Origin of the sequence: Streptomyces sp. NPDC088725, from assembly GCF_044751305.1 — a bacterium.
GTDB lineage: Bacteria > Actinomycetota > Actinomycetes > Streptomycetales > Streptomycetaceae > Streptomyces.
In genome coordinates this window covers 260,342-282,855 of record NZ_JBIVLO010000009.1, presented here as the reverse complement: position 1 = coordinate 282,855, position 22,514 = coordinate 260,342, and the positions used below count along the sequence as shown (strand labels likewise).

At 68.2% G+C, this 22,514-nt stretch carries 17 protein-coding genes; 4 read left to right on the top strand and 13 right to left on the bottom strand.

The window, feature by feature from the left end; genetic code table 11:
- Nucleotides 1-12: 12 nt before the first annotated feature.
- The 6 genes from ACIP6N_RS23380 to eccD all read right to left on the bottom strand — a co-directional run bounded on the left by ACIP6N_RS23380 (nt 13) and on the right by eccD (nt 7,247).
- Complete coding sequence (locus ACIP6N_RS23380) at nt 13-483, bottom strand: hypothetical protein (RefSeq protein ID WP_401818349.1); 471 nt, start codon at nt 481-483, stop codon at nt 13-15.
- Between the two features lie 11 nt (nt 484-494).
- Complete coding sequence (gene dapB / locus ACIP6N_RS23375; RefSeq protein ID WP_401818347.1) at nt 495-1,247, bottom strand: 4-hydroxy-tetrahydrodipicolinate reductase; 753 nt, start codon at nt 1,245-1,247, stop codon at nt 495-497.
- Between the two features lie 41 nt (nt 1,248-1,288).
- Entirely contained in the window at nt 1,289-2,668 is a 1,380-nt protein-coding gene (locus tag ACIP6N_RS23370) for a M16 family metallopeptidase (RefSeq protein ID WP_401818345.1), read from the bottom strand.
- Nucleotides 2,665-4,890 (bottom strand): polyribonucleotide nucleotidyltransferase, encoded by a 2,226-nt coding sequence (locus ACIP6N_RS23365; protein WP_401818343.1) that lies wholly within the window; start codon nt 4,888-4,890, stop codon nt 2,665-2,667. The genes ACIP6N_RS23370 and ACIP6N_RS23365 overlap by 4 nt, the downstream gene beginning before the upstream one ends.
- A 373-nt stretch (nt 4,891-5,263) precedes the next feature.
- Nucleotides 5,264-5,554: a 30S ribosomal protein S15 gene (gene rpsO / locus ACIP6N_RS23360; RefSeq protein ID WP_401818342.1), complete on the bottom strand. Its 291-nt coding sequence runs from the start codon at nt 5,552-5,554 to the stop codon at nt 5,264-5,266.
- Nucleotides 5,555-5,726: 172 nt separating this feature from the next.
- Complete coding sequence (eccD, locus tag ACIP6N_RS23355; RefSeq protein WP_401818341.1) at nt 5,727-7,247, bottom strand: type VII secretion integral membrane protein EccD; 1,521 nt, start codon at nt 7,245-7,247, stop codon at nt 5,727-5,729.
- 325 nt (nt 7,248-7,572) lie between these two features.
- Between eccD and eccCa the strand changes: the two genes are divergently transcribed.
- From eccCa to ACIP6N_RS23335, 4 genes are read left to right on the top strand one after another with little or no spacing between them, the layout of a single operon-like run.
- Nucleotides 7,573-11,550: a type VII secretion protein EccCa gene (eccCa, locus tag ACIP6N_RS23350; protein WP_401818340.1), complete on the top strand. Its 3,978-nt coding sequence runs from the start codon at nt 7,573-7,575 to the stop codon at nt 11,548-11,550.
- Nucleotides 11,551-11,608: 58 nt separating this feature from the next.
- Nucleotides 11,609-12,082 carry a hypothetical protein gene (locus ACIP6N_RS23345; RefSeq protein ID WP_401818339.1) on the top strand — a complete coding sequence of 158 codons (474 nt, stop codon included), beginning with the start codon at nt 11,609-11,611 and terminating at the stop codon, nt 12,080-12,082.
- A complete protein-coding gene (locus tag ACIP6N_RS23340) occupies nt 12,082-14,367 on the top strand; it encodes a DUF6571 family protein (protein WP_401818337.1) in 2,286 nt (761 codons plus the stop codon). Before ACIP6N_RS23345 ends, ACIP6N_RS23340 begins: the two co-directional genes overlap by 1 nt.
- Before the next feature lie 5 nt (nt 14,368-14,372).
- The gene (locus tag ACIP6N_RS23335) at nt 14,373-15,080 is read left to right on the top strand and encodes a hypothetical protein (RefSeq protein ID WP_401818336.1); all 708 of its coding nucleotides are present in this window, start codon (nt 14,373-14,375) and stop codon (nt 15,078-15,080) included.
- Nucleotides 15,081-15,158: 78 nt separating this feature from the next.
- Here the strand turns inward: ACIP6N_RS23335 and ACIP6N_RS23330 are convergent, their stop codons facing one another.
- The 7 genes from ACIP6N_RS23330 to eccB all read right to left on the bottom strand — a co-directional run bounded on the left by ACIP6N_RS23330 (nt 15,159) and on the right by eccB (nt 22,340).
- Nucleotides 15,159-15,458 (bottom strand): WXG100 family type VII secretion target, encoded by a 300-nt coding sequence (locus tag ACIP6N_RS23330; protein ID WP_401818334.1) that lies wholly within the window; start codon nt 15,456-15,458, stop codon nt 15,159-15,161.
- A 65-nt stretch (nt 15,459-15,523) separates the two neighbouring features.
- Nucleotides 15,524-15,877, bottom strand: coding sequence for a WXG100 family type VII secretion target (locus ACIP6N_RS23325; RefSeq protein WP_401818332.1), 354 nt, complete (start codon nt 15,875-15,877; stop codon nt 15,524-15,526).
- 80 nt (nt 15,878-15,957) lie between these two features.
- Entirely contained in the window at nt 15,958-17,217 is a 1,260-nt protein-coding gene (locus ACIP6N_RS23320) for a S8 family serine peptidase (RefSeq protein WP_401818330.1), read from the bottom strand.
- Nucleotides 17,218-17,242: 25 nt separating this feature from the next.
- The gene (locus ACIP6N_RS23315; RefSeq protein WP_401818328.1) at nt 17,243-18,871 is read right to left on the bottom strand and encodes a hypothetical protein; all 1,629 of its coding nucleotides are present in this window, start codon (nt 18,869-18,871) and stop codon (nt 17,243-17,245) included.
- A complete protein-coding gene (locus ACIP6N_RS23310) occupies nt 18,871-19,314 on the bottom strand; it encodes a hypothetical protein (RefSeq protein ID WP_401818326.1) in 444 nt (147 codons plus the stop codon). The genes ACIP6N_RS23315 and ACIP6N_RS23310 overlap by 1 nt, the downstream gene beginning before the upstream one ends.
- Before the next feature lie 222 nt (nt 19,315-19,536).
- Entirely contained in the window at nt 19,537-20,790 is a 1,254-nt protein-coding gene (gene mycP, locus ACIP6N_RS23305) for a type VII secretion-associated serine protease mycosin (RefSeq protein WP_401818324.1), read from the bottom strand.
- A gap of 17 nt (nt 20,791-20,807) precedes the next feature.
- Complete coding sequence (gene eccB / locus ACIP6N_RS23300; protein ID WP_401818321.1) at nt 20,808-22,340, bottom strand: type VII secretion protein EccB; 1,533 nt, start codon at nt 22,338-22,340, stop codon at nt 20,808-20,810.
- Nucleotides 22,341-22,514: the final 174 nt, after the last annotated feature.

The window sequence follows — 22,514 nt, the reverse complement described above, 5'->3', positions numbered from 1 at the left end:
ACCGGTACCGGGTCAGGCGCCCACCGGCCGGCCGTCGTGGCCGTCACGGCCGGCGTGGAGCGAGATCGCCCGCTGCATCGCCTTGCGGGCCCGCGGGGTGTCCCTGGCGTCCCGGTAGGCGACCGCGAGCCGGAACCAGCAGCGCCAGTCGTCGGGCGAGTCCTCCGTCTGGGCGCGGCGCTCCGCGAAGACGGCGTCCGCGGAGTCGCGGTCGATGCGGCCGCCCGCCGTACGGACCAACTCGTCGACGGGCAGGCCCCCTTCGGCGTCCAGCTCGGCCGCGAGCCGGTTGGCCCTGCTGACGAACTGGGTGTTCTTCCAGAGGAACCAGAAGCCGATGAGAGGCAGGATCAGCACCGCGACGCCGAAGGTGACGGTGAGCGGCGTGCCTGCCTTGATCAGCAGCACGCCCCGGCTGCCGACCAGGACGAAGTAGAGGACCAGGACGGCGGCCGTGACGATATAAGTGATCTTTGCGCGCATGGGTGTCAGTGTCAGCTCAGGTCGAGGAAGTGTTCCAGGCCGAAGGTGAGGCCGGGGGTGGAGACCACACGGCGGACGCCGAGCAGGATGCCGGGCATGAAACTGCTGTGGTGCAGGGAGTCGTGGCGGACCGTGAGGGTCTCGCCCTCGCCGCCGAGGATGACCTCCTGGTGGGCGAGCAGGCCCCGCAGGCGTACGGAGTGCACCCGTACGCCGTCGACGTCGGCGCCGCGCGCGCCGTCCAGCTCCGTGACCGTGGCGTCGGGCTGCGGGGCGCTGCCCGCCTCCGCGCGGGCGGCCGCGATCAGCTGGGCGGTGCGGGTGGCGGTGCCGGACGGCGCGTCCGCCTTGTCCGGGTGGTGCAGTTCGACGACCTCGACCGACTCGAAGTAGCGCGCGGCGGTCTCGGAGAACTTCATGGTGAGGACCGCGCCGATGGAGAAGTTCGGCGCGATCAGGACGCCGGTCTCCGGGGAGGCGGCCAGCGAGGTGTGCAGCTGCGCGAGCCGGTCCTCGGTCCAGCCCGTGGTGCCGACTACGGCGTGGATGCCGTGGCGTACGCAGAAGTCGAGGTTGCCCATCACCGAGGCGGGCGTGGTCAGTTCGACCGCGACCTGTGCGCCGGTCTCCACCAGCGTCTCCAGCTTGTCGCCCCGGCCGAGGGCCGCGACCAGCTCCAGGTCGTCCGCGGCCTCGACGGCCCGTACGGCCTCGGAGCCGATACGGCCCTTGGCACCGAGAACGGCCACGCGCAGCTTGCTCATTGCTCTGTTTCCTTCAGCGTCGGGTGCGATGGGGAAGGGACTCAGCGGGCGACAGCTTCGTCGAGGCGGTCCGCCTGCTTGTCCCTGAGCGGTCCGATGACCGCCAGCGAGGGACGCTGTCCCAGGACGTCGCGGGCGACCGCGCGTACCTCGTCGGGAGTGACCGCCGCTATCCGCGCCAGCATGTCGTCGGTGGACATCTGCTCGCCCCAGCACAGTTCACTCTTGCCGATGCGGTTCATCAGCGCGCCGGTGTCCTCCAGGCCGAGGACGGTGGAGCCGGAGAGCTGGCCGACGGCGCGGCCGACCTCGTCGTCGGTGAGGCCCTCGGAGGAGGCGCGGTCGAGTTCGTCGCGGCAGATCCTCAGGACGTCGTGGACCTGGTTCGGGCGGCATCCGGCGTAGACCCCGAAGAGTCCGCAGTCGGCGAAGCCCGAGGTGTACGAGTAGACGCTGTAGGCGAGGCCGCGCTTCTCCCGCACCTCCTGGAAGAGCCGGGAGCTCATTCCGCCGCCGAGTGCGGTGTTCAGGACGCCGAGGGCCCAGCGGCGGTCGTCGGTGCGGGCGAGGCCCGGCATGCCGAGGACGACGTGGGCCTGTTCGGTCTTGCGGTTCAGCAGGTCGACGCGGCCGGCCGTACGCAGGGCGCGGCTGCCTTCGCGGGGTGCGAGGGGCGTGGCGTCGGTGCGGGACAGCGCGCCGGCCTTGTCGAAGGCCTTGCGGACCTGGCGTACGACCGTGGCGTGGTCGACGTTGCCCGCGGCCGCGACGACGAGGTGCGTCGGGTCGTAGTGCTTCTTGTAGAAGCGGGTGATGCGCTCGCGGTCCAGGGCGTTGACGGTGTCGACGGTGCCGAGGACCGGGCGGCCGAGGGGGGTGTCGCCGAACATGGTCTGCGCGAACAGGTCGTGCACGACGTCGCCCGGATCGTCCTCGGTCATGGCGATCTCTTCGAGGATCACCCCGCGCTCGGCGTCGACGTCGGCCTGCTCGATGAGCGAACCGGTGAGCATGTCGCAGACCACGTCTATGGCCAGCGGCAGGTCGGTGTCGAGGACGCGCGCGTAGTAGCAGGTGTACTCCTTCGCCGTGAAGGCGTTCATCTCGCCGCCGACCGCGTCGATGGCGGAGGAGATGTCGAGGGCGCTGCGCTTCTTCGTGCCCTTGAAGAGGAGGTGTTCCAGATAGTGGGTGGCACCGTTGAGCGCGGGCGTCTCATCGCGGGAGCCTGCCTGGACCCAGATGCCGAAGGTCGCGGAACGCACCGACGGCAGGGTTTCCGTGACGACGCGCAGGCCGCCCGGCAGGGTGGTACGGCGGACCGTACCGATGCCGTTCTCGCCCTTGAGCAGTGTCTGTGTACGGGCAACGGCCCGCGCCTCCGAGGAGGTGCGGGCCGTTGTCCTGGAACGGGTGGTCACTTGGCCGCTTCGTCCTTCGCGTCCTCGGACTCCGCGCCCTCTTCGCCGTCGATCACGGGGATGAGGGAGAGCTTGCCGCGCTGGTCGATCTCGGCGATCTCGACCTGGACCTTCTGGCCCACACCGAGCACGTCCTCGACGTTCTCCACGCGCTTGCCGCCCGCGAGCTTGCGGATCTGCGAGATGTGCAGCAGTCCGTCCTTGCCCGGGGTCAGCGAGACGAACGCACCGAAGGTGGTGGTCTTGACGACCGTACCCAGGTAGCGCTCGCCGACCTCCGGCATCGTCGGGTTGGCGATGCCGTTGATCGTGGCGCGGGCCGCCTCGGCGGCCGATCCGACAGCGGCACCGATGTAGATGGTGCCGTCGTCCTCGATCGTGATGTCGGCGCCGGTGTCCTCCTGGATCTGGTTGATCATCTTGCCCTTGGGGCCGATGACCTCACCGATCTTGTCCACGGGGATCTTGACGGTGATGATCCGCGGGGCGTTCGGGGACATCTCGTCCGGGACGTCGATGGCCTCGTTCATCACATCGAGGATGTGGAGGCGTGCGTCGCGGGCCTGCTTCAGCGCGGCGGCCAGGACCGAGGCGGGGATGCCGTCGAGCTTGGTGTCGAGCTGGAGCGCGGTGACGAAGGTCTTCGTACCGGCGACCTTGAAGTCCATGTCACCGAAGGCGTCCTCCGCACCGAGGATGTCGGTGAGGGTGACGTAGTGGGTCTCGCCGTCGATCTCCTGGGAGATCAGGCCCATGGCGATACCGGCGACGGGGGCCTTGAGCGGCACACCGGCGTTCAGCAGCGACATCGTGGAGGCGCAGACCGAGCCCATGGACGTCGAGCCGTTGGAGCCCAGCGCCTCGGAGACCTGGCGGATGGCGTACGGGAACTCCTCGCGCGTCGGCAGCACCGGCACGAGCGCGCGCTCGGCCAGGGCGCCGTGGCCGATCTCGCGGCGCTTCGGCGAACCGACGCGGCCGGTCTCACCGGTGGAGTACGGCGGGAAGTTGTAGTTGTGCATGTAGCGCTTGCGGGTCACCGGGGAGAGGGTGTCCAGCTGCTGCTCCATGCGGAGCATGTTGAGGGTGGTGACGCCCAGGATCTGGGTCTCGCCACGCTCGAACAGCGCGGAGCCGTGCACGCGCGGGATGGCCTCGACCTCGGCGGCGAGCGTACGGATGTCCGTGATGCCGCGGCCGTCGATACGGACCTTGTCCTTGATGACGCGCTCGCGGACCAGGGACTTCGTCAGCGAGCGGTACGCGGCGGAGATCTCCTTCTCGCGTCCCTCGAACTGCGGGAGCAGCTTCTCGCCCGCGAGGACCTTGACGCGGTCCAGCTCGGCCTCGCGCTCCTGCTTGCCGGCGATGGTGAGCGCCTGGGCCAGCTCGCCCTTGACCGCGGCGGTCAGGGACTCCAGCACGTCGTCCTCGTAGTCGAGGAAGATCGGGAACTCGCCGGTCGGCTTGGCGGCCTTGGCGGCGAGGTCCGACTGGGCCTTGCAGAGCGCCTTGATGAACGGCTTCGCGGCCTCGAGGCCGGCGGCGACGATCTCCTCGGTGGGAGCCTCGGCGCCGTCCTGGACGAGCTGGATCGTCTTCTCGGTGGCCTCGGCCTCGACCATCATGATCGCGACGTCGCCGTCCTCCAGGACGCGACCGGCGACGACCATGTCGAAGACGGCGTCCTCGAGCTCGGTGTGCGTCGGGAAGGCGACCCACTGGCCCTTGATCAGGGCGACGCGGGTGCCGCCGATGGGGCCGGAGAAGGGCAGGCCCGCCAGGATCGTGGAGCAGGAGGCGGCGTTGATCGCGACCACGTCGTACAGGTGGTCGGGGTTGAGCGCCATGATCGTCTCGACGACCTGGATCTCGTTGCGCAGGCCCTTCTTGAAGGAGGGGCGCAGCGGGCGGTCGATCAGGCGGCAGGTGAGGATCGCGTCCTCGGAGGGCCGGCCCTCGCGACGGAAGAAGGAGCCGGGGATCTTGCCGGCCGCGTACTGGCGCTCCTCGACGTCCACCGTGAGGGGGAAGAAGTCGAGCTGGTCCTTGGGCTTCTTGGAAGCGGTGGTGGCCGACATCACCATGGTGTCGTCGTCCAGGTAGGCCACGGCGGAGCCGCCGGCCTGACGGGCCAGCCGGCCCGTCTCGAAGCGGATGGTGCGGGTGCCGAAGGTTCCGTTGTCGATAACGGCCTCGGCGTAGTGGGTCTCGTTCTCCACTAGCGTTCTCTCCTCGTCTTCGTCCCGTGCCCGTGTGGCAGGGGACGTGGGCGGAGAAGCGCTCCTTGGTGCGGGCCGGTCTTCGATCGAAGCACCCGGGGCGGCGGCATGGGCCGCGCCTTTCCGGGCGCCACTACCGAGGACCGGCGGCGGCGGAAGGCGCTCCTCCTCGTCAGTTCTGCTCTTCGGTTGGGCTCTTCAGTCGTGCTCTTCGGTACTGCTGTTCAGTTGTGGTCTTCGGTTGTCCCCGTGTGACCAGATTACTGAGCTTCGTCTCAGGATGACATTCCGGCCTGCGTGACGTCCGCGCGTACACCAAAGGGAGCGGTCCCCCCTGAAAGGTGGGACCGCTCCCCTCACGGCGTCTGCGTCTTTACTTGGCACCGCCGGCCGCACCGCGGCGGATGCCCAGGCGGTCGACCAGCGCACGGAAGCGCTGGATGTCCTTCTTGGCCAGGTACTGCAGCAGGCGGCGACGCTGACCGACCAGGATCAGCAGACCACGACGGGAGTGGTGGTCGTGCTTGTGGAGCTTGAGGTGCTCGGTCAGGTCCGAGATCCGGCGCGAAAGCATGGCGACCTGGACCTCGGGGGAGCCGGTGTCGCCCTCCTTCTGGCCGAACTCCGTCATGATCTGCTTCTTCGTAGCGCTGTCGAGCGGCACGCGTACTCCTCGTGGGTCTTCGTGGCCACCGAGTGCCCCAGGTCGAATACTCTGGGGAGCTTCTGTTACTCGGGAGGCGGGGGATCCGTCGTATCGCCGACCGCGGGGCCACAGGCTCCGGGATTCACGTACACAAACGGCCGTCACACAGCGTACCAGTCCGCTCAGGACCTCAGGACGTCAGTGCCCGGATCGAGTGGTACACGTCGAAGACCGCGAGGCACAGCGGGACGAGCGTGAGCAGCACACAGGTTTCCGCGATCTCCAGGAAGCGGCCCCAGAACGGGGTGAGGCCCTTGCGCGGCACGATAAGGCCGACGGCGGTGATCACCGCGGCGACGGCGGCGACCGCCGTGGTGAGCCAGACGGTACGGATGTCGAGCGCCCGGCCGTCGCCGCCCAGGGCCTCGCGCATCAGGCCGGCGGGCGGGTTGAGGCAGAGGCCGAGTACGAGCAGCACAAGGGCGCCGAGGCCCGCGGCCAGGGCGCAGCCGACCTGGGCCGTGTAGCGGAAGAGGTGGGCACGCATGAGCATGGCGATGCCGGTGGTGAGCGCGAGCAGCTGTCCCCATACGTCGTCGGAGAAGCCGAGCACTCCGGCGGCGCCCACGGCCAGCAGCGCGCAGCCCCCGACCAGGCCGACCAGCAGCTCGTGGCCGCGGCGGGCCTGGGCGGCGATCCGTTCGGCGTCGACCGGGCCCTGGGGGGCGGTTTCGGCGGGCGTCCCGTAGGTGCTGACGGCCGAGCGCGGGGGTTCGAAGCCGATCGGGAGGCGGGCGAAGCGGGTGGAGAGGCCGGGCAGGAAGGCGAGGGCTCCCACGGAGAGCGGGGCGCACACGGCGGCGGTCTCGGCGGGTTCGAGGTCGGTCATGATCGCGGCGAAGATCACCAGCATGCCGACGGTGGCGGCGAAGACGAACGCGACGAAGGGGCCGTCCCCACCCGGGGAGACGATCACCAGGATCACCGAGGCGATCAGCACGGCTGCGCAGGCGAGCAGGAACTGGAGCCGGCCGATGCCCTGCCCGTCCGCCGGCGCCAGCAGCCCGGAGCCGGCCACGGCGGCATTGGCGAGCGCGCCGGTGCCCAGCGCGACGGACGAGGCCCGGTCGTCGTACACCCGGGCGCGTACGCAGGCGAGCGCGAGCAGCAGGACGCCGGTGACGGCGGCCAGGATGCCGGGCAGGCCGTGCATGTCGTGGCGGGGGTCGGCGGTCCACAGGACGAACGCGACGAGCGTGAGCAGGACGGAGCCGCCGAAGAGACCGGCGCCGCGCATGAGGCCGTCGGTCCACAGGGTGCGGTCGCGGGCGACCGCGGAGGCGACGGCGTCGGACACGTCGTCGAAGACGGCGGGGGGCAGCGACTCGGCGAAGGGGCGCAGCGACAGCAGCTCGCCGTCGAGGATGCGCTGGGCGGCCAGCGAGAGCGAGCCGTCGAGTACGGTGCCGTCGCGGCGGACCAGGTGGTAGCCGACGGGGGCACCCTCCGCCGGGCTCTGTCCCGAGAGCCGGAGGATTTCCGGATAGAGGTCGGCGACCGGGATGTCCTCGGGCAGTGCCACGTCGACGCGGCTGTCCGGCGCGACGACCGTGACCCGGCAGAAGCCGGTCCCGCCGCCGGACGGAGCCGTGCCATGACCGGGGTGACCGGTCCTGGTGGCCGCCGCTGAGCCCGTCGCTGAGGCCGTCATACTCACCTGCTGCTCCCCCTTGGTGGTTCTCGGTCTCCGTGGTGACCGGGCTCGCGGACCGGGTGGTGCCGCGCGCGGGCGGTGTCGCGGAGACGGCGATGGTGCGCATGCCGCGATGGTGCGGGTCCCGCGAGGCCGAGGTGCCCGCGACGGTGCGCCAACGCCCCTTTTTCCCGGGCTGATTCACCACTTCGCATACGCGTCGGGTCACCCTACCGTCAGTTGGCGGGCCGTCACGCAAGTAGGATCCGTCCCCGCGGACGGAGACCGTCGCCACGGGGGCGCCGATGGAAAACCTTCTGTCCGGCGAGGGAGTTGCGGACCTGTGAGTCAGATCGTCGTCAAGCGCCCACCGCGGGCTCTTCCGTCCGAAGTGCCTGACGAGCAGGTGCAGTTGCAATCTCCGCCCGAGCTGCCGAGAGGACAGCAGGAGGGCGCGCTGATGCAGCTGCTGCCGATGCTCGGGATGGGCGGCTCCGTCGTCTTCTTCTTCATGACCCCGAATCCGGTCATGCGGATCATGGGCATGGTGATGATCGCGTCGACGGTCTCGATGGCCATCGCGATGCTGGTCCGCTACCGGCGGGGCACGCAGGGCCAGTTGGCGGACATGCGGCGCGATTATCTGAAGTACCTGACGCAGACCAGGCGTTCCGTACTGCGGACCGCGCATCTTCAGCGGGACGCCCAGTTCTACCTCCACCCGTCTCCCGAACAGCTGTGGGCGCTGGTGGCCGAGGGCAGCCGGGTGTGGGAACGCCGCTTCGGCGACCCCGACTTCGGGCAGGTGCGGATCGGGCTCGGCAGCCAGCAGCTCGCCACCCCGCTCATCGCGCCCGAGACCGCGCCGGTGGAGGAGCTGGAGCCGCTGACGGCGGGCGCGATGCAGCAGTTCCTGACGGCGCACAGCACACTGGACGGTCTGCCCATGGCCGTCTCGCTGCGCGCCTTCTACCACGTGACGGTCAGCGGTGAGGCGGAGTCGGTCCGCGCCGCGACCCGTGCGATCGTCGGCTCGCTCGCCGCGCTGCACTCCCCCGAGGACCTGGTCGTCGCCGTCGCCGCCGGGCGCGAGGAGGCTCCGTCGTGGGAGTGGGCGAAGTGGCTGCCGCACGTCCAGGCGCCGGGCGCCACCGACGGCGCGGGCAGCCGCCGGCTCATCACCACCGACGCGCGGGAGCTGGAGGAGATGCTCGCGGAGCGCCTCGAAGGGCGTCCCCGTTTCCAGCCGGGCGGGCAGCCGTTCCTGGAGCAGCCGCATGTCGTCGTCGTACTCGACGGTCAGTCGGTCCCTCCCCTGTCGCCGCTCGCGACGCCCGAGGGTCTGCAGGGCGTGACGGTCATCGAGGTCGTACCGGGCGAGGTCACCGGCGCGCGCGGCGGTCTGTCGGTCGTCGTACGTCCCGAGGCGCTGCGGCTGGAGTCGGGGGACGGTCTGGTCTACGACGGAACGCCCGACCGGCTGAGCGGTGAGGCCGCCGAGGCGCTGGCCCGTCAACTCGCCCCGCTCGGCGTGGCGTCGGGCGGGGACGACGACGAACCACTGCTCGCCAACCTGGACTTCACGGACCTGCTGAATCTGGGCGACGCCGCCTCGGTCGATGTCGGCCGCACCTGGCGGCCGCGTGCGCAGGCGGAGCGGCTGCGCGTCCCCATCGGCGTCGGCGAGGACGGCGCTCCGGTGATGCTCGACCTGAAGGAGGCCGCGCAGGAGGGCATGGGGCCGCACGGACTGTGTGTGGGTGCGACCGGTTCCGGCAAGTCCGAGCTGCTGCGCACGCTCGTCCTTGGCCTCGCCGTCACCCATTCGTCGGAGACGCTGAACTTCGTCCTCGCGGACTTCAAGGGTGGCGCCACCTTCGCCGGGATGTCGCAGATGCCGCATGTCGCCGCGGTGATCACCAACTTGGCGGACGATCTGACGCTGGTGGACCGCATGGGCGACTCCATCCGGGGTGAGCTGAACCGCCGCCAGGAGATGCTGCGCGACGCGGGGAACTACGCCAACATCAACGACTACGAGAAGGCGCGCGCCGCGGGCGCCCCGCTCCAGCCCATTCCCTCGCTCGTCCTGGTCATCGACGAGTTCAGCGAACTCCTCACCGCCATGCCGGACTTCATCGAGATGTTCGTGCAGATCGGCCGGATCGGGCGCTCGCTCGGTGTTCATCTGCTGCTGGCGTCACAGCGGTTGGAGGAAGGGCGGCTGCGCGGCCTGGAGACGTACCTGTCGTACCGCGTCGGTCTGCGGACGTTCTCCGCGGCCGAGTCGCGTGCGGCGCTGGGCGTACCCGACGCGTACCAACTGCCCAACGTCCCGGGCTCCGGGTATCTGAAGTTCGGTACCGACGAGATGGTGCGGTTCAAGGCTGCCTACGTCTCCGGGGTGTACCGCACGAGCCCTCAGAGGTCGGCGGTGCCGGGCGGTCCGCTGCCGGTGGACCGCAGGCCCGTTCCGTTCACGGCGGCGCACGTACCGGTTCACTACGTCGAGGCGAAGGAACAGCCGCGCGTGCCGGAGGGGCGTGCGCCGGAGGACGACGCGCTCGCCGACTCCGTCCTGGATGTGATCGTGCGGCGGCTGGAGGGCCGGGGCGCGGAGGCCCACCAGGTGTGGCTGCCGCCGCTGGACAACCCGCCGGCGCTGGACGAACTGCTTCCCGGGCTCGCGGGGGTGCCGGGCCGCGGGCTGACGCAGCCGGGCTTCGAGGGCGCGGGGCGGCTTGTCGTACCGCTGGGCGTGGTGGACAAGCCGTTCGAGCAGCGCCGTGACACCCTCTACCGGGACTTCTCCGGCGCGGCCGGTCACATGCAGATCGTCGGTGGTCCCCAGTCGGGCAAGTCGACCTTGCTGCGTACGCTCGTCGCGGCCTTCGCGCTGACGCACACGCCGCAGGAAGTGCAGTTCTACGGGCTCGACTTCGGTGGCGGCGGCCTGTCGTCCATCGCCGGCCTGCCGCACGTCGGCGGGGTGGCTTCCCGCCTCGATCCCGAGCGGGTGCGGCGTACGGTCGCCGAGGTGTACGGGATCATGTCGCGCCGCGAGGAGTATTTCCGTACCGCCGGGATCGACTCCATCGCCACCTTCCGCAGGATGCGGGCGCGCGGGGACATCTCGCCGGCGGAGCAGCCGTGGGGCGACGTGTTCCTGGTCATCGACGGCTGGGGCGGTTTCCGCGCGGACTACGAGGGCCTGGAACAGGCGGTCCTGGACGTCGCGGCGCGCGGCCTGGGCTACGGCATCCACGTCATCCTCACCGCCTCGCGTTCGATGGAGGTGCGCGCCATTCTCAAGGACCAGCTGATGAACCGGCTGGAGCTGCGGCTCGGCGACACCATGGACTCCGAGCTGGACCGCAAGTCGGCCGTCAATGTGCCCGCGGGGGTGCCGGGACGCGGACTGACGCCGGAGAAGCTGCACTTCATGGGCGCGGTGCCGAGGATCGACAGCATCAACTCCGACAGCGATCTGTCGGAGGCGACGGCCGCCATGACCCAGGAGGTCGCACGGCACTGGACGGCGCCCGCCGCCCCGCAGGTACGGCTGCTGCCGCGCGAACTGCCCGCCGGCAGCCTTCCCGCGGGCTACGCGCAGCCGGAGCGCGGGGTCGCCTTCGGCATTGACGAGAACAACCTGGAACCGGTCTACCTCGACTTCGAACACGAGCCGTTCTTCCTGGTGTTCGGCGAGGGCGAGTCCGGCAAGTCCAACCTGCTGCGGCTGCTCATCAAGCAGCTGACCGAGCGGTACGACGGCGATTCCTGCAAGATCTTCGTGATCGACAACCGGCGCGGCCTGCTGGACGCCACCCCGCCCACCCACCTGGCGGAGTACGTCCCCATGTCCAACAACATGGACCACCACGTGGACGCGCTGGCGGATCTGATGGAGCGCCGTACCCCGTCGGCCGATGTCACGGCGGAGCAGTTGCGGCAGCGCAGTTGGTGGCGCGGTCCCACGGTGTTCGTGGTCATCGACGACTACGACCTGGTGTCGACGTCGAGCGGCAACCCGCTGGCCAAGCTCACCGAGCAGCTGCCCTTCGCCCGCGACGTGGGTGTCCGCTTCATCATCGCCCGCAACACGGCGGGCGCGAGCAGGGCGGCGTACGAGCCGTTCATGCAGCGTATGCAGGAGCTGGGGGCGCAGGCCCTGCTGCTCTCCGGCGACCCGAGCGAGGGCGACATCCTGCCGGGCGCCCGGCCCCGGCCGATGCCGGCGGGCCGGGGGGTGTTCCTCACGCGGCGCCGCGGGAACCCCTTGGTGCAGACGGGACTGATGCCGGAGGAACACCACGCGTAAGAGTTGAGTCGGTGCGGAAATCGCCCATTCCATGCCCGCGCAGGGGAAAGATGCGGGCATGGGATGGGACGAGTGGGAACAGCTGAAGGCCGAGGCCGCCGAGAAGCGGTCGACGCGGATGGAGTTGAACCAGGCCCCGGATCCGGGCGGCTACGCGGGGGAGTACGAGGGCGACCTGAAGGTCAACCAGTCCGATCTGGCAGCCGTGGGCAACGCCGCGTTCGAACTGCACGGAAAACTCAGCCGGTTGGGCGGCCACGCCCACGCGTCCTCCGTGTCGGCGGGCAGCGGGCTCAGGAACGAGAGTTTCGCCATCGGCGGGGCTCTCGAGCATGTGGCCGAGCGGTGGGACGAGCAGGTGCAGTCGTTGCTGGACGCGTGCGGACACATCTCCAACCACCTCGACTACACGAAGAACGCACATACCGGTGACGAGGTTTTCATCGGCGGGACCTTCAGCAGCATCTCCCAGCTCGACCGCGGCTTTGACGAGAGTGCCGGCGACGGCGTCAACGACGGGGCGGCGAAATAGTGGACCTCGACTCGCTGCGTTTCGGGAATTTCAGCCGTCTCAGCGGCGCGATCACTGACTGGGAAGAGTTGGCCGAACACCTGCGGACTCTGCGGAGTGATGCCGAGCACAACCTCAAGGCCAAAGCGGACAAGGCCAGTTGGGCAGGCGTGAACGCAACGGTCACGCGCGGGTTCATCGACAGGACGGCAGGTGAGTTCGGCGATGCCCATACCCAGGCGACGACGATCTCGAAGATCCTCGGCGACACACGCGACGAACTCACCGGCTACCGCGATCAGCTCAACGAGGCCATCGCGCGCGGTCTGAAGAAGAATCTCACGGTGACGGACACCGGCAAGGGCTCCTTCACCGTCACCATGAACGTCCACCCCGACCGGGCCGCCCCGGGCACGACGGGGCCCGAACACAGTCAGCGGGATGTCGACGGCCTCCGCGACGAAGTGCAGGGCATTCTCAGCAGGGCCACGGAGAGTGACAGCAGCGCGGCTGAGGTCCTCAGGCTCATTGTGGACCAGGCGGACAAGGGATTCTCGGACGCCGATTACAAGGACCGGGACACGGCGGTCGAGAGTGTCAAGGCCGCCGAGGCGATGGCCAGGATCATGAAGAAGGATCCTCATGACCTCACCGACACGGAGCTGGACGAGTTCAGCAAGACGGTCGCCTTGTACGGCAAGGACCCGCTCTTCGCCGAGAAGCTGGCCACGTCGGTCGGTCCGAAGAAGACGCTGGAGTTCTACGCCGGTATCGCCGACCCGTATCAGGGCTACGGCTACGACGCGAAGCGCGGCGAGCTGGCCAAACAGATCCAGAAGAACCTGGGCATCGCCCTCGGCACCGCCACCCGCTCCGACAGCTCCGCGATGCAGGGGTGGGAGAAGCGGATGGTGGACCTCGGCCCGGACCTGCTCGGGACCGACGACGCCAACAACCCGCGCGGTTTCGCGGTCATGAGCAACCTCATGCGCTTCGGGGACTACGACGACCAGTTCCTCAACGAGTACGGCGACAAGCTCATCGCCTTCGACAAGGAACACAGCGTCGAGAACATGAGCCCGTGGATCAACAACTGGAACCAGGGTGACCTCAACTTCTGGGGCAAGAACGACCGCGGCCGCGACCCGATGAACGGATTCCTGGAGGCCCTGGGCCACAACCCGGGCGCCGCCACGGAGTTCTTCGCCCAGCCGGAGCACACGGGAGGCCGGGTCGACAAGGACTCCGAACTCAACGACCACCTCACGTACCTCACCAAGGACCGCGTCTGGCTGCCGGACGCGACACTGAACGGCGACCACAGGACCATCGCCGGACACGACGCGCTGGGCCACGCGATGGAGGCGGCGACCACGGGCTACGCGTACGACGCGACGGCAGCGCCCGACAAGGGTGCTCTGGGCGACCACCGCACCGCGGCGACGGCAGGGGTCATGGAGCAGGTGGTGTATCTCTACGGCGGCAAGGACGGCCCCAAGATGCTGCACGACCAGCCTCAACTGGCGGACAGCCTGGGCAAGATGGGGGCCGCGTACATCGACGACATCGATTACCACCTCTCGGGCCTCGGTGACCACGCGAAGGACGCGGGCGACTTCCCGGCCCGATACCCGGGGCGCGCGGACTTCGGGAACCAGGGCGCCATCGACTTCCTCAGCGTGCTGGGCCAGAACGAGACGTCACACGGCATCGTGACGGCCGGCCAGCACATGTACACACTGAGCCTGCTCGACGCGCATCCGCCGACCAGCGACGCCAATTACGACCACGGGGTCGATGCTCTGATGACAGAGGCCGAGGCCCGCGGAATCCTGGACCATTCGCATGTGCAGCAGGCTGAGAGCGACTTCAAAGCGGGATCCGAAGAGGCGAACAAGTCCAACGCGAGAGCTGCGGAATGGGGCAAGTTCGCGGCGGGGACGATTGTCGGCGTCGGAGTGGCCGCGATCCCGCTGCCGGGCACGACAGTCGCCGGTATCGCCATCGCGCCTATCGCGGCGGACGTGGCTGGTGAGGCTCTGAACAATTTCATCGGCCAAGAGACCGACCGAGCTTTGAACAAGGCCGAGAAGGATCACATTGAGGATACCCAATTGCAAAGTCGCGATCTCTACGACAAGGGTGTCGACGACCTGGGAAAGAGTTATCAACACTACTTCGACAAATACACGAAGGCTGGCGGAAAAGCCGACTTCGACAATGTCGCCCACAACCTCAAAACTGCGTACATTTCAACCGGTTCCGACGAGGACGACCTTCGCGGGAATCCGGCATACAAGGAATGATTCCGATGCATTACCGAATTCGAAGCAGCAGGCAGAAGGCTTTTATGGTCCTACGCTGGGCCGCCCTCGGCATGACGGTCGCGACTGGCGCCTCCGGATGCTCACAGAACACCGCGGAAGAATACGGGCCTAGAATCTCGGCAAGTAAAATCTGCGACCGGACCCTCGATGAAAACGGAATCTCGGCATTACGACGGCTCGGCGGCACCGATGATTTCAACGAATCAACAGGAATCACCGATACGGGAGAGTCGAAAAAATTCTCCATGCCCAGAGCAATGGCCCATCTTCACGACGACAATGCTCAGCTGAGCACGTGCACCGTTTACACAGCCGATAACAAAAGCGGGGCACCGCTGGTGCAACTTGATTTCTCGGCCTCTGAGAGCTACCCGAGCCGAAGTGTGGCCGAAGATGAGGACCCACGAGGGCTCCTCATCTTCTACCCAATCGGCGTGTACGCGAGCACCAAAGCGGACAACTCCACTTCCCTGTACTTCCGTTGCACAACAAAGGGCGCGAAGGGAAGCACCGCTTACATCAGAGCCGGCGTGTTCAGCGTCGGAAATCAGCTCAAAGGAAACTCCACGAGCAAGGACCGGATGACCATCCTCAACTCCGTTTCGCGGCGGCTCGCGGCGGAGGCCGGATGCGCGGACGAGGCGCGGCTCCCGGCCAAGGTTCCGGCACCCGAGGTGCCTGGGGCGCGGTAACGATGAAAGAGGCAGGGTGGGCGCCTCCCGCGCGTGCCCACCCTGCCTCGTGACGTTGTGACGTTGGTCCTGCGCCGCCTACTGGAAGTTCGCGGCGGCCCTCTTGTCCCCGCTCTGGTACGCGGGAGCCGCGCTCTCCACCGCTCGGGCGATCTGGTCGAGAGCCTGGTGGATCCCCGCGGCCTCCTTGTTCCACTTGGCCTGAGCGGTGTTGTACGCCTCGCGTGCGTCACCGGCCCAGACGTCGGACACGGAGGCGATCTTCGCCTGGATGTCGCTCAGGCTCGTTTCAAGAGCTTTTGCCTGGGCCCTGATGTCACGGGCCGCGCCCTCGAGCGATGAGTATGTAACGACCATCGTGCCGTCGTCATATGCCACGGAATATCCTCCTACTGTTCTCTGGGGTGGGGTGAAAGCCGACTGCGGAGTGCGGCCACGTGGTGTCAGTAACTGCTGAGGTTGGACGTCGCTGCCGACGCGCCGGAGTCACCACCACTGCTCACGTCGATGCCCTTCATGGCCGCCTCGATCTCGTCCTCGGTGTTGCCGGAAATGGTGCGGGCGGCCTGGATCGCATCCTGGTACTTGACCAGCAGATTGCCGATGTTGACCATGTGGTCGTTGATCTCGGTCTGCTTCTTGTTGAACGCGCCGGCGCCGATACCCTTCCAGTGACCCTCAAGGCCGTCGATCGTGCCTTGGAGAGAGCGCAACTGGGCTTTGACACTGTCGAAGTTGCGGCCCAGCTCGTCCTGCAACTTCGCCAGGGAATGGCCATTGACCTTCTGGACTGCCATGCGATGGTTTTCCTCTCGTGGGATTCCCGGTGAGTCCGAGCCTCACCGAAGTACGTACGCGCGGCGCGCGTTCAGAGGTTTCAGTAGCTGGTACGACGCCGACGGAATACGGCAAAAGCGCCACCGGCGAGAACCACGACGACAGCCACTCCACCGAGGATCCAACCGAGCCGACCTCCGCCACTCGACTCCTCAGCTGATGCTGCCGCCACGGGCTCGGCACCGGGCTTGCCCTGCGGGGCTGATGCCGAAGCCGGTGCGGAAGGAGTGGAACTGCCGCGGAGCGCGGGCGTCTTTTCGCCGGTGAGGGGGTTCATCTCCGGGTCCCCCGGCTTTCCCTCACCGTGGAGAATGTTGGCTCCGGGACGGATCAGACCGTGGCCGAGATAGGTGCTGCGATCGTCGTCTTTCCAATCCCGGCTGGCCGTGTCGAAGAGCACACGCAGCACCTGGTTCGCTGTCCAGTCGGGGTGCATGGACCATACGAGGGCGGCGGAGGCGGAGGCGATGGCTGTGGCTGCGCTGGTTCCGCCGTCGCCGTCGCAGTAGCTCTTGAAGTTCTCGTTGCACCAGAACGGAATATCGCTTCCCGGAGAAGCGATATCTACGTCCTTTCCGTGCTGGGAGTAATCGGACACTGTGCCCTTGCGATCGGCTGAGGCTACGCCGATCACTTGCGGGTAGCCGGCAGGGTACTTCTTCTTATTGTCTGATTCGGCGTTGTTTCCGACACCAGCGAAGAAAAGCTTTCCCTTACTTTCGGCGTACTCGACCGCTGCACGCTCATCACTGTAGGAATAGTCGCTGCCGAACGACATGCTGATGATCCGTGCGTCGCTATCCGCCGCCGCCCGGATGGCGTCCGCAGAGTCCTGCCCATTCACCATTTTATGGTTCTGATATTCCGTATCCGAGATCCGCATGGGGATGATCTTTACGCCGGGCGCGAGACCTTGAAGCCCGCCTCCTCTCCCCGTGCCAGCGATCAGTTCGGCCATGGTTGTCCCGTGACCGGTATAATCGTCCGTCTCATCACCTTTGGTCTCGGTGGCGTCAAGCCCCTTCAGGACCTGCCCCTTCAAAGACGGCGTAGACGGATTGACCCCGGTGTCGATGACAGCGACCGTGATGCCTTCGCCGGTGGTGACCTTCCACATCTCGTCCGCGCGCATCGCGTCCAGGTACCACTGCTTGGACTGCACATCCGCGGCAACGGCGGCCGGAGCCATCCCTGCGACGCCCACAGCCCAGACGCCGGCTGAGGCCACTGTGCCGAGCAGTGCTCGCCTTAAGGCCTGGGGCTTCCTGCGCTTGTGGGTCTGGCTCATTCGTGCCGTCATCCTGACTTCCGGACCTTCCCTGTACCTACTCGATCACCGGGGGAACAGCGCTACGCCGCCCGGCCGTCCATGTCTGTTCGTCTTCCGTGAGGTAGTCCGGCCGCGATGAGCCGGTCTCCTCGTGCTCGTCCTCTCCGGGCCGGTTTCGGCCCGCAGGACCGCGCACGAGACCGGCGCCACCTTGAGTGAAGCCTTTCGTGCCGGGCCGCGAGCCAGAAGCGCTGCCACGAGGCGTGCCGACAACTCCGTTGGAACCTGCGGCGCTCCGCCCTCCGGGCCGGGACGTGTCATTCGCCGGGCTCGCGCCGATGACGCCCTGCTGGCCGGGCCTCCCTGCCGAAGGACGCCCCACCCCGGAACCCTGGCCACCGACGACTGTTCCGCGCGGCATACGCGATCCGGAGGGACCCGAAGCGGCAGGTTGAGGGGTGCCGCCTACGATCCCGCTCGCACGGCCCGGACGCGGGCCAGTCGGGCCGCCCGTTCCCGCACGGCCTGCCGAAGGATTGCCCCCAGGAGAACCTGGCCGACCTGCCACGGGGTTCTGGCTGCTGCCTGCGCCCGGCCGCCCAGTCGGAGACGATCGCCCGTCTGCCCTGGGGACGTTCTGTCCCCCGGTCCGCGGCGTGCCGGAGGTACCCGCCGGTCGTGGTACCCCACTCGTCACGGGCTTCGTGAACCCGCCCGCCGACGGCGGGACGAACCCGCCGGAGGAACTTGCCGGGGCGTTGGAGGCAGGCAAAGAAGTGGCAGCGTAGTGCACGGCGGGAGACGGCGGTGCCGCGACACTGTTGATCTCCAAGGACGTGTCACGGTCCCGATTGGGCAAATCCGTTCTGACCGCTCTTTCCTCGGACCCGTGACTCGCGTTGCCGAGATTGCTGTAGCCCGATACTGGCTGCGGAGCAGTACCGCCGGAAAGATCGGCACCCGCACCAGCTACCCCTGCGGGCCCCTCCGTCCCAAGTCGCTCATCCGGCCGGGGCACACTCGCCTTCAACATCCTGCCGAACTCCGGCGGTTCCTCCCCCGCCAGCGTCTCCTCTGACACCGAGTAGAACGACGCCAGCCGGTTCATCTGGTTGATGGCCTCCTGGCGGTTCGCCTCCACCTTAACGGCCTCGTCGTACTCGGGCCCCGTGAACAGGAACTCATCGACCGGTTTCTTGACCGCCCGGCTGTCACGCGGAGGCATCGACTTGTGCACCGACGACAGCCCCGTGCCCGCGGCGACGATCTGTGTGCCCGCGGTCTCCGCGAACGTGCCCAGGTTTCTGGCGTGCTCGGCGAGTGCCCTTCCGAACGAACGGAACTCGGTGCCCGACTCGCCTTTCCATTCGACCTTGTCGACATAGTCCTGGAGTTCCTGCGCGGCGTCCCTGAGCGCGTCCCTGGCGTCCCAGAGCGCGTTGCCCGCGCTCTCCAGGTCCGCCGGATTCGCGTGTTCCACCAGGTCGATCATCGCGTTGAGATCGTGGCCCTCGAAGCTCGTCCTGCCGCCACTGCCCGTGCTGCCGCCCGCGCCGAGGGGGCTGTCGGTGCCCCTTCGCATCATCTGGGCGATGTCGATCTGGGTGTTCCGGATACTGACCCGCGCCTGGTCCTGCTCGTGCTGCGCCGCGTGGCTGAGTCTCGGTGTCTTCTTGTCGCTCATCAGTTACCACCCGGGTCGTACGTCGTGCCGGTCCGGTCGTCGTTGAATCCCTGCTTCGGCCGGGCGCCGTGCTCGCGGTCCCGCCGTGCCGCGTGCTCCTCATCGATACGGGTCTGGATCTCCGCGTACCGCCTCCGCATGTCTTCCTCGACGTTGTCGAAACCGACCTCAGCCGCGTGCACCCCGATACTCAGGGCCTCGATCTGGTCGCCGAGGGACTGGGAGAGCGAGACAAGTGCCTCGTGGACACGGTTGTACTGGCTGTAGAGCCCGTCCGCCTCGGCGAAATGCGCGCCGGTCCCGCTCAGAGACCCGCGTGAGATCTTCTGCGCGGCCACCCGCTTGCGGCTCGCCGGTCCGCCTTCGAGATCCGACAGCAACGCGTTGACGCGCGTCTGAAATCGCGTCAGCGCCCCTACGCCACGTTCGAGGTCACTTGCCATCGACCGCTTCGCCCCCCGTTACCGACAGCACCGAGCGCAAGGCCCGTGCCTCCCCGTTCACTTCTTTCGCCACCCGTCGCGATCGTGGTGCCGCGTGCGCCATCGCCCACATCACTGTTCGCACATCACCGATCACGTGACTGACACTTTAGCCACTGCCTCTGACAGTCCCAAGTACATTGGACGCCAACTGGCGTGCAAATCTGATGATTTGATCACACGTCAGGGAGAGACGGAGACGGTCGTTGCCCTCTTTCGGCGTCGCGCGTCGCGCAGCGCGACCGCGGTGCCCGCGATCGCCGCGACCAGGACCCCGCCGCCGACCATGACGTACGTCGCGAGGCGGGCGTCGCGTTCCTCCGGGGTCTCGCCCAGCGAGAGCCGGGCCGGGGTGGGGGCTTCGGCGTTGGTCATGCCTCCGCCCGCGACCGGTCGTTCGACGGGTTTGTCGTCCTCCGTCAGGGCGCGTACCGGGTCGACGACCCCCCAGCCGACCAGGCGGTCGTGGCCCGCGATCGACCGTTCCGCCGTCTGCTGGATCTGGGCGACGATCTCCTTCCCCGTCCAGTCCCCGTGCTTGCTCTTGAGGAGAGCGGCGACGCCCGCGACATAAGGAGCCGAGAAACTGGTGCCGTTGTCGGCGCAGTGACCGCCGCCGGGGACGGTGGAGATCATGTCGACGCCCGGGGCCGCGATGCCGACGAAGTCGCCGGACTGGGAGAACGCCGCGCGTTCGTTGTTGCGGTCGGACGACGCCACGGCCAGGACACCGTCGTACGAGGCCGGGTAGGTCCGCTTGACGTTGCCGCCCAGACCGTCGTTGCCCGCCGAGGCGACGACGACGACGTCGCTGTCCAGCGCCGCGTCCACGGCCTGTTTCAGCTTGGGGGTGGGCTTCACCGCGTTGGCCGTGTCCTGGGAGATGTTGATGACGTCCGCGCCGGCCCGCACGGCGTCGTCGATACCCGTGGCGAGGGTTTCCGCAGTGCCGTGTCCCTCGGCGTCGTTCTGCTGGATGGGAATGATCGTGGCGTCGGGTGCCAGGCCGACGAAGCCGGTGCCCTTCAGGGGGCGTGCCGCGATGATGCCCGCAACCTTCGTGCCGTGGCCGACCGTGTCGGTGGTGCCGTTGGCGTTACCGCGCTCGATCTTCTGGCCGAACTCGTCCTTGGCGTTCGGGGACAGCAGGTTCTCGCCGCTCCTGACGTCCACCGCCTTGGTGAGCTGCGGGTTCTTGACGTCGACCCCGGTGTCGATGACCGCGACGCGCACACCCTTACCGGTGGACTGCCGCCACAGCTCGTCGAGCAGGACGCGTTGCAGTGCCCACGGGCGGCCCTCGTACGTCTTGCCCGGGAACGTGCACTGCCCGCCCTGATCTCCGTCGTCGGAGAGCGCGGCGGGCGCCGGAAGGGCGATGAAGGTGAGCGCGGTGGCCGCCGCGGCCGTGAGAACGCGCCGGTACGTGTACGTCATGTCGTCCGCCACCTCTCTCAGGAGCCCTGCGGCTGGCGGGCCGCGGCCGTCGAGAGCCGCGGCCCGGTCGGCAGGAACGAGGACCAGGCGAGCGGTACGGGCGCCGGGGCCACGTCCTTGTAGCCGAGACTCTTCTGGGCCTGCTGCGCGTCCTGTTCCGCCGCCTGCTTCTCCTCGGCGGAGCCGGAGGAACCGATTCCGGAATCGTCCGTCGCGCTGTCCCCGTTGGACTGCATGGCATAGCGCAGACCGGTGTCAGTGACCAGGAAGACGAAGCCGGAGCCGGTCGTGGAGCCCTGGAACTGCCGGAAGAGCTGGCCGGACCCGGGCGTGACGTAGGCGCTGGACGAGCCGGTCGGCAGCGTCGCGGGGAAGTCGGTGCCGGCCCAGGTGCTCAGCGTGGTGGCGCCGTCGCCCTTGTCCACCCCGCGCAGGACGTTGCACACGGTGTTGCGGCTGCCCGGGGCGGTGCTGGCGGAGTTGACCTGCGCGGGTACCTCACGGGGCCAGTCCTTGTCGTTCCCGAACGCCTCACCGGGCTCGATGGAGGCGGGGCTGACGGGTGTCGCGCCGCCGGCCTGGCCGAGGCTGCTCAGGGCCCTGCTGCTGCGCAGCAGCTTCGCGGTGAAGTCCGAGACCGGTGCGACCCGCCCGGGCAGCACGATGTACTGCTGACGCCCGGTGCCGTCGGTGGCGGTGAGGACCATGCCCACCTTGTCCACCTCGTGCGGCAGACCGCCGGGGGCTCCCGAGGGGTCGCCGGGGTTACCGTCAATCTTCGGGAAGTCGATGGTGTCACCCTTGTGCAGGGTGTCCAGCCAGGCCGCCGAGACCCGTTGGGGCTTGCGGTTCCCGCCCACCAGCTGACGCAGCAGCAGTTCGTCCTTCTCGACGGGGTACGCCTTGCCGCCCGCGTCCACGACGTAGCGCCGGCGATCCGGTCCCGGCCCCTCGACGTACAGCAGCTCACCGCCGCGCAGCCGCTGCGCGCCCTCGGTCTTCTTCTGTTCGCGCTCGGCGAGGACGAAGGCCGCCCGCTGGATGGCCCTGCCGCCTTCGCCCGGCCGCTCGCAGACCGCCCAGCGCTTGGCGGCGCCGGCCTCCGCGGTGTCGGGCAGGCGGTCGGGGGCGTACGGGATGCCGAGGGTGGCGCCGTGCGGGATCGCGCCGTTGTCGATGACGGACTCGTCGACGTTGATGACGGTGCCCTTGTCCGCGTCGAGGAGGAGCCTGGCGGACGACATGTTCAGGACCGGGTGCAGCTGCGTCTTGCCCTTCGTCTTCAGCACCACGTACCGGGTGGTCGACTTGCTGGCGATGATGACGTGCTCCTGTACGGCGTCCCAGTCCTGCGGCGCCACCGGCTTGAACATCCCCCAGGCGCCGAAGGCGGCGAGGATGACCACGCCCACGACCGCGCCGGGCAGCACCGCGCGCAACGGGCGGGGCGCGCCTTCCTCGGAACCGGTCGGATTCGGCTGCGTGAACTGCGCGATCAGCCTTCGCTTCGCGAAGGTGTAGGCGTTGAGTTCGTCCCGTCGTGAAGCCATGTGTCCGCTGTCCCTCTCCCCCACGGAGCGGCCTGTTCTCGTGGTCACCGAGACGGCCTGCTGTCGTACCGGCCCCCTACTATGCATGCTGAGGCGTGCGCCTCAGTGCTCGGACAAGATGATCGCCCGGTCAACACCCGTGGCGAAAAGGGCAATTACTGCACGGGGGTGCGA

Bases quoted from the DNA above. Each gene is read 5' to 3' on its own strand.
- ACIP6N_RS23380 (WP_401818349.1), bottom strand. From the start codon at position 483: ATGCGCGCAAAGATCACTTATATCGTCACGGCCGCCGTCCTGGTCCTC.
- dapB (WP_401818347.1), bottom strand. From the start codon at position 1,247: ATGAGCAAGCTGCGCGTGGCCGTTCTCGGTGCCAAGGGCCGTATCGGC.
- eccD (WP_401818341.1), bottom strand. From the start codon at position 7,247: ATGACGGCCTCAGCGACGGGCTCAGCGGCGGCCACCAGGACCGGTCAC.
- ACIP6N_RS23345 (WP_401818339.1), top strand. From the start codon at position 11,609: ATGGGATGGGACGAGTGGGAACAGCTGAAGGCCGAGGCCGCCGAGAAG.
- ACIP6N_RS23335 (WP_401818336.1), top strand. From the start codon at position 14,373: ATGCATTACCGAATTCGAAGCAGCAGGCAGAAGGCTTTTATGGTCCTA.
- ACIP6N_RS23325 (WP_401818332.1), bottom strand. From the start codon at position 15,877: ATGGCAGTCCAGAAGGTCAATGGCCATTCCCTGGCGAAGTTGCAGGAC.
- ACIP6N_RS23320 (WP_401818330.1), bottom strand. From the start codon at position 17,217: ATGACGGCACGAATGAGCCAGACCCACAAGCGCAGGAAGCCCCAGGCC.
- ACIP6N_RS23315 (WP_401818328.1), bottom strand. From the start codon at position 18,871: ATGAGCGACAAGAAGACACCGAGACTCAGCCACGCGGCGCAGCACGAG.
- ACIP6N_RS23310 (WP_401818326.1), bottom strand. From the start codon at position 19,314: ATGGCAAGTGACCTCGAACGTGGCGTAGGGGCGCTGACGCGATTTCAG.
- mycP (WP_401818324.1), bottom strand. From the start codon at position 20,790: ATGACGTACACGTACCGGCGCGTTCTCACGGCCGCGGCGGCCACCGCG.
- eccB (WP_401818321.1), bottom strand. From the start codon at position 22,340: ATGGCTTCACGACGGGACGAACTCAACGCCTACACCTTCGCGAAGCGA.